5 protein-coding genes are annotated in these 6593 nt (G+C 70.1%); all 5 read left to right on the top strand.

Features of this window, described 5'->3' with window-relative positions; translation table 11 throughout:
• Positions 1 to 289 precede the first annotated feature (289 nt).
• A complete protein-coding gene (gene nadA, locus RIT73_RS08210) occupies positions 290 to 1573 on the top strand; it encodes a quinolinate synthase NadA (protein WP_309131590.1) in 1284 nt (427 codons plus the stop codon).
• Positions 1574 to 1580: 7 nt separating this feature from the next.
• The gene (nadB, locus tag RIT73_RS08205; protein WP_309131586.1) at positions 1581 to 3302 is read left to right on the top strand and encodes an L-aspartate oxidase; all 1722 of its coding nucleotides are present in this window, start codon (positions 1581 to 1583) and stop codon (positions 3300 to 3302) included.
• Positions 3296 to 4168 (top strand): carboxylating nicotinate-nucleotide diphosphorylase, encoded by an 873-nt coding sequence (nadC, locus tag RIT73_RS08200; protein WP_309131585.1) that lies wholly within the window; start codon positions 3296 to 3298, stop codon positions 4166 to 4168. Before nadB ends, nadC begins: the two co-directional genes overlap by 7 nt.
• A 1-nt stretch (position 4169) precedes the next feature.
• Complete coding sequence (locus tag RIT73_RS08195) at positions 4170 to 5426, top strand: cysteine desulfurase family protein (RefSeq protein ID WP_309131584.1); 1257 nt, start codon at positions 4170 to 4172, stop codon at positions 5424 to 5426.
• 123 nt (positions 5427 to 5549) lie between these two features.
• Positions 5550 to 6575 carry a universal stress protein gene (locus RIT73_RS08190; RefSeq protein WP_309131583.1) on the top strand — a complete coding sequence of 342 codons (1026 nt, stop codon included), beginning with the start codon at positions 5550 to 5552 and terminating at the stop codon, positions 6573 to 6575.
• Positions 6576 to 6593: the final 18 nt, after the last annotated feature.

Raw genomic sequence — 6593 nt, 5'->3', positions numbered from 1 at the left:
AAGCGTCATAATGCTGCTGTGATGTGTCTGGCCAGGCGTCGGCTCAATGTCATGTTCGCGATGGTCAAGCACGGGGTCTTCTACGAGGCGAAGACCCCGGCTGCTGCTTGACAATGAATGTAACGGGTCGGTGGAACCGGTCGTCGTCGTCCGGGCGATTCTGCATCCACCCTAAGACATGTTCGGCTCGAGCGGCCTCGCGGATGCCATCGTCCGCCGCAGTTGCACTTTGCCGTCGCAGAGGATTAAGCTCAAAACTGCGCAAATAAACCCTATCCTGAGGACGATGATGACCACCACTGCTTCGATCGAGCTCACGCTCAAGGACATCTCCGCCGGCCAGTCGGCTGGTTCGATGTGCTCCACCGACCTCATCGAAGCGCCCTGGGACATCGACGCGGCACCGGGCTACGGCCCGGGAGCCTCGACCGCCGATCCGATCCCGGCCACCGCCCCACGCCAGGGTGAGATCCCCCGGGAGTACAGGGACGCCTCGGCCGCCGAGCTGCGGGAGCGGATCGTGCGGGCGAAGGCTGAGCTCGGCGATCGGGTCGTGCTGCTCGGTCACCACTACCAGCGGGTCGAGGTCGTCGAACACGCCGACTACATCGGCGACTCGTTCATGCTCGCTCGGGCCGCGCAGAACCACCCCGAGGCCGAGGCCATCGTCTTCTGCGGCGTCCACTTCATGGCAGAGACGGCCGACCTGCTCTCGGCCCCCGATCAGGCCGTCATCCTGCCCAACCTCGCCGCCGGCTGCTCGATGGCCGATATGGCCGACATCGACCAGGTCGAGGACTGCTGGGAGCAGCTGGCCGAGGTCTTCGGCACCGCACCCGACGCCGAGGGCAAGGTGCCCGTCGTCCCGGTCACCTACATGAATTCCTCCGCGGCGATCAAGGGCTTCTGCGGCCGCAACGGCGGCATCGTGTGCACCTCGTCCAACGCCGAGGTGGTCCTCGAGTGGGCGTTCGAACGCGGACGGCGGGTGCTGTTCTTCCCCGATCAGCACCTCGGGCGCAACACCGCCCTGAATATGGGAATCGACCTCGCGGCGATGCCGCTGTGGAACCCCGCCAAACCGCTGGGCAACAACGACGAGCAGACCCTGCGCGAGTCGAAGGTCATCCTGTGGCAGGGCTTCTGCTCGGTCCACAAGCGCTTCACCCCCACCCAGATCGAGAAGGCGCGCGTCACGCATCCGGGTGTGCGCGTCATCGTCCACCCCGAATGCCCGCAGGAGACGGTGGCCGCCGCCGACGAATCCGGCTCGACGGCGTACATCACGAAGGCCATCGCCGAGGCGGAGGAGCCGACGACCTTCGCGATCGGCACCGAGATCAACCTGGTCCAGCGGCTGGCCGCCGAACACCCGCAGCACACGATCTTCTGCCTCGACCCGGTCGTCTGCCCGTGCTCGACGATGTATCGGATCCACCCCGGCTACATCGCCTGGGTCCTCGAATCCCTGCTCGCCGGCACAGTGGTCAACCGGATCACCGTCGACCCCGCGGTCGCCGAACCCGCCCGGGTCTCGCTCGAGCGAATGCTCGCCGCGAAGCCGCGCATCTGAGCCCGACATGGCCCACGTCGTCATCGTCGGCTCCGGGATCGCCGGACTCACCACCGCCCTACGCCTGGTCGGCCGCCACGATGTCACCGTGGTGACGAAAGGGCGCCTCGGCGAGTCGAACACGGCCCTGGCCCAGGGCGGGATCGCCGGGGTGCTCTTCCCCGACGACAGCATCGCCTCCCACGTGAGGGACACGCTGACCGCCGGGGCCGGTCTCTGCGACGAGGCAGCGGTGCGCGTCCTGTGCGCGGAGGGTCCCGGGCGGATCCTCGAGCTCGCCGCCGCCGGAGTCCGCTTCGACTGCGCGCCTGCACGTTCGGGGGCCGGCGATCACCTCGGCGGCCCCGCAGCCGGTCGTCCCGGCGACCACCTCGGCGGCGAGATCTGGCGGGACTGGGCGCGGGGACTCGAGGGCGCGCACTCGGTGCCGCGGATCTACCATTCCGGCGGCGACGCGACGGGTCGGGCGATCATCGACGCCCTGACCCTGGCTCTGCGCGCCGAGGTGGTGGCCGGCACCGTGGTGCTGCGCGAGGACACGATGCTCGTCGACGTGCTCACCACCGACGGGCAGAGCACCGGAGTGACGCTGCTGGGCGGCGGGACGGTCGAGACCCTGCTCGCCGACGCCGTCGTCCTCGCCACCGGCGGGGCGGGGCGCCTCTACGTCCATACGACGAACCCTCCCGAGGCCACGGGCGACGGACTGGCCGCGGCGATCCGGGCCGGAGCCGCCGTGCGGAACATGGAGTTCTACCAGTTCCATCCCACCGCCCTGGCGGGAACCGGACTCCTCATCTCGGAGGCGGTGCGCGGTGCGGGAGCCGTCCTCCTCGACGCCCACGGCACCAGGTTCATGCCGCGCATCGATCCCCGCGCCGAACTCGCACCCCGTGACGTGGTGGCGCTTGCGATCCACCGCACGATGGCAGGCCAGGGCGGGGCTCCCTGCTTCCTCGACGCCCGCGCGGTCCCCGAGGTGGCCCGGCGCTTCCCGAGCATCACCGCAGGGCTGGCCGCACACGGAGTCGACCCGGCCCAGGACCTGATCCCGGTCACCCCCGCCGCCCACTACTTCATGGGCGGCGTCGCCACCGACCTCGAGGGCCGGACCAGCCTCAACGGTCTCTACGCGGTCGGCGAGGTCGCATGCACCGGGGTCCATGGCGCGAATCGTCTGGCGTCGAACTCCCTGCTCGAGGGCGCCGTGTTCGGGGCCAGAGCGGCGAGCGCCGTCGACGCCGACCTCCGGGAACCCGCCGAGCGCGCCCACCGTCGGTCCACCGCACGGACCCCGGACAGGCAGTCCACCGCTTCGATCCCGGCCCCGAATCCGAGCGCTGCCGGCGATCCGGTCTCGGGTTCTGGTCTGGTCGGCTCCAGCACTCGCCCGCTCCCGTGGGCGCGGTCCCAGCTCCAGGAGCTCGCATGGACCCACCTCGGCGTCGAACGGGACGAGCGTGGCCTGCGCGCGGTGCTCGACCACCTCGGCGATATCACCGATCGTCGACTCGACGGTCGTCGACGTGCCGATCCTCAACCGGCCCCTCGTCGACTCGACGATCGTCGACCTGCCGATCCTCGGTCCGACGTCGAGACGGCCAATCTCGCTCTCATCGCCGAGACCATCGCCGCTCACGCCTTGGACCGGGAGGAGAGTCGCGGGGCGCACGTCCGCGTCGACTTCCCGCTTCCCACTCCCCCACTTCAGGAGGCCCTCTCATGCTGACTCCCCCCACGATCGACGCCGCTCTGCACCGGGCTCTCGACGAGGACGCGCCCTGGGGCGACATCACGGGGCAGACTTTCATTCCCGCCGAGGCGAGCGCCCGAGCAGCGCTCCGACCTCGTGAGGACGGGGTGCTCGCCGGGATCGACGTCTTCGCCCGCGCCTTCACCCTCACGGACTCCGGCGTCGACGTCGAGGTGCACGCCGCCGACGGCAGCGACTTCTCCGCCGGGGACACGCTGGCGACCGTGACCGGACCTGCACGGGCCGTGCTCCGGGCCGAGAGGATCGGGCTCAACTTCTGCCAACGGATGAGCGGGATCGCCACACTCACCCACGCGTTCGTCACTGCGGCGAATGCCTCTCGCACGGACGACGACCCGGTGCGCATCGCCGACACCCGCAAGACCACCCCCGGCCTGCGGGCCTTCGAGAAGTACGCCGTGCGCTGCGGCGGCGGGCACAATCACCGGTTCGGCCTCTCCGACGCGATCATGGTCAAGGACAACCACCTCGCCGTCCTCGCCGGTCGCGGCGCCGACGTCACCGCCGCCCTGCGCGTCGCCCGGGCCGTCGTCGGCCACACCACGATGATCGAGGTCGAAGTCGACCGCCTCGCGCAGATCCCCGCGGTCATCGACGGCGGGGCGGACATCATCATGCTCGACAACTTCTCCCTCGCGGACCTGCGCTCCGGTGTCGAACTCATCGACCACCGCGCCGTCGTCGAGGCCAGCGGCAACGTCAGCCTCGAGACGGTGGCCGACATCGCCGCGACGGGAGTCGACGTCATCTCCTCGGGAGCACTGACCCACAGCGTCCGCGCGATCGACCTCGGGCTCGACCTCGACCTGGAAGTGAACTGACATGACGCTCGACGCCTCCCCCACCCGCAGTGACGCCTCCCCCACCCGCGGCGACGCCGGGCTTCCGACGGCTCCCCTCTACCTCGACACCGCCGCGGCCGCCCCGGTCCGCCGCGAAGCCCTGGAGGCCGCATGGCCATACCTCACCGGCAGCTTCGGCAATCCCTCGAGCCACCACGAAGTCGGCAGGGCGTCGGCCGAGGCGCTGCTCGCGGCGCGCCGCAGCGTCGCCCGGGTGCTCGGGATGCGCAGCACCGACATCGTCTTCACCAGCGGCGGCACCGAGGCGAACAACCTCGGGATCATCGGGATGGCCCTGGGCGCCGTGCCCGAGGACCCCACCGCAACCTCCGGTGGCGATGGAGTGGTCGGCGCGCCCCGGCGGCATCTCGTCATCTCACCTCTCGACCATGAGGCGGTGCTCGCCTCGGCGGACTTCCTGCGCCGCAGGCACGGGTTCACCGTCACCGAGGTGGCCGTCGACTCCTCAGGCACGGTCACTCCCGCGGCCCTGAGCCGGGCCCTGCGCAACGACACCGCCGTGGTCAGCCTGGGGTATGCGAACAACGAGATCGGTACGATCGCCGACGTGCCCGCCCTGGCCGCCGTCGCCCACAGCGCCGGTGCCCGGTTCCACACCGATGCCGTGCAGGCCGCGGGATGGCTGCCGCTGTCGGGGCTCGGGGCCGATGCGCTCAGCCTCGCCGGACACAAGGTGGGGGCGCCGAAGGGAATCGGGGCGGCGGCGATCCGCTCACGGATCCCGCTCGAACCCCTCATCCACGGCGGCGGTCAGGAATCGGGGCGCCGCTCGGGGACGGAGAACGTGGCGCTGGCGGTGGCGTTCGCGACCGCGCTCGAACTCGCTGAGGCGGAACGCCTCGAGGCCGCCGACCGGGTGTCGGCGATCCGGGACGACTTCATCGCCGAGGTGCTCGCCTCGATCTCCGGCGTCTTCCTCACCGGCAGCCCGGACTCCAGGACCCCGAACCATGCGTCGTTCTGCTTCTCCCGCACCAGCGGGGAGGCGATGCTGCTCGAACTCGAGCGCCTCGGCGTGATCGCCTCGAGCGGGTCGGCGTGCGCCGCCGGCTCCGACGAACCCTCCCATGTGCTCACGGCCTTGGGAGTCGACGCCGAGGTGGCCAAGACGAGCGTCCGCTTCACCTTCCCCTCGTCCATCACCGCCGCGCAGGGACGTGCCGCCGCGGGCGCAGTGATCGAAGCGGCCAGCCGACTCGCCCTCGCCTACACCTGACCAGCAGAATCCCTCGGCAGGTTCCGACTTCCCGCGTAGAATCGACAGTGACGGGGGTGGCTTTCGCTGTCGGGGGCTCCAGTCCCGTCGAGCCGTCACCCAGCCCCCGGGAAGAGGGCAGTCATGAGCAACGAAGTACCGTCCGCCATCGACGGCGTTCCCTTTCACGCGAATCTCCGCGACGCAGGGGTGCTCGTCGGCTTCGATGGGTCGGACAACGCATCTCTGGCGCTCGACTACGCCGCCGGCATCGCCCTTCGCCGCGGGATCCGGCTGACCGTCGCCACGGCCTACAAGGTGCCGGTGATGATCTATGCGAACCTGGCCGCCATGCCCCATGAGCCCGAGGACGAAGTCCGCAGGAAAGAGGCGGAGATCGTGCTCGACCGCGCCCGTGCGCTGCTCGAGGGCTACCCCGGTGAGGTCGACTTCCGCCGCGTCGAGGGCGACTCGGTCGGTGCCCTCGTCGGTCTCACCGAACATGCTCAGGTGGCCGTCGTCGGCGCTCGCGGCCGCGGTGGTTTCCTCGGGCGCGTGCTCGGGTCCGTCGCCTCGGCTCTGCCCGCGCATGCGAAGTGCCCGACGATCGTCCTCGACCACAAGCGCGAGAACATCCACACCGGCATCGCGGAATCCGCCGAGCGGTCCACGGACCGGTTCGCGCTCACGCACTCCGATGCCCCTGTCGTCGCTGGCATCGACGGCTCGCCGCGGAGTCGGACGGCGGTGCTCCAGGCGGCTCTGGCCGCCGTCGAGGCCGAGACCTCGCTCCACCTCCTCATGGCCCTTCCGCCCTTGGACGATCCACTCGTCTGGTACCCCGAACTCATCATCGACTACAAGGATCTGACGGACAGGCGGCGAGGTCAGCTCGACGAATCCCTCCGCGCCGAGATCAATTGGGTCGAGGGCCACTTCCGCACGCTCGACGTCGACGGCTCGGTCAAGATCGGCGACCCGGTGGAGGTTTTGCGCGATGCCACCCGCACCTCTCAGCTCACCGTCGTCGGCTCCCGGGGTCGGGGTGCGCTCAAGAGCGTCCTGCTCGGGTCGACGTCGCGCTCGCTGCTCCATCAGGCGGAGGGCCCGGTGATGGTGGTGCCGCCGCTGGATGACGAGCGTCTGCGCGATCAGCCCGTTCCGAGCTGATTACGGCTCTATCTTTCT

This window comes from Brevibacterium sp., assembly GCF_031179145.1.
Taxonomy (GTDB): Bacteria; Actinomycetota; Actinomycetes; order Actinomycetales; family Brevibacteriaceae; genus Brevibacterium.
Note: the sequence above shows the minus strand (reverse complement) of the source record. Positions and strands in the feature narration are given on the sequence as shown.

What these genes read in the sequence shown, in the direction of transcription:
- nadA (WP_309131590.1), top strand. Translation starts at nt 290, where the DNA reads ATGACCACCACTGCTTCGATCGAGCTCACGCTCAAGGACATCTCCGCC.
- nadB (WP_309131586.1), top strand. Translation starts at nt 1,581, where the DNA reads ATGGCCCACGTCGTCATCGTCGGCTCCGGGATCGCCGGACTCACCACC.
- nadC (WP_309131585.1), top strand. Translation starts at nt 3,296, where the DNA reads ATGCTGACTCCCCCCACGATCGACGCCGCTCTGCACCGGGCTCTCGAC.
- RIT73_RS08190 (WP_309131583.1), top strand. Translation starts at nt 5,550, where the DNA reads ATGAGCAACGAAGTACCGTCCGCCATCGACGGCGTTCCCTTTCACGCG.
- RIT73_RS08195 (WP_309131584.1), top strand. Translation starts at nt 4,170, where the DNA reads ATGACGCTCGACGCCTCCCCCACCCGCAGTGACGCCTCCCCCACCCGC.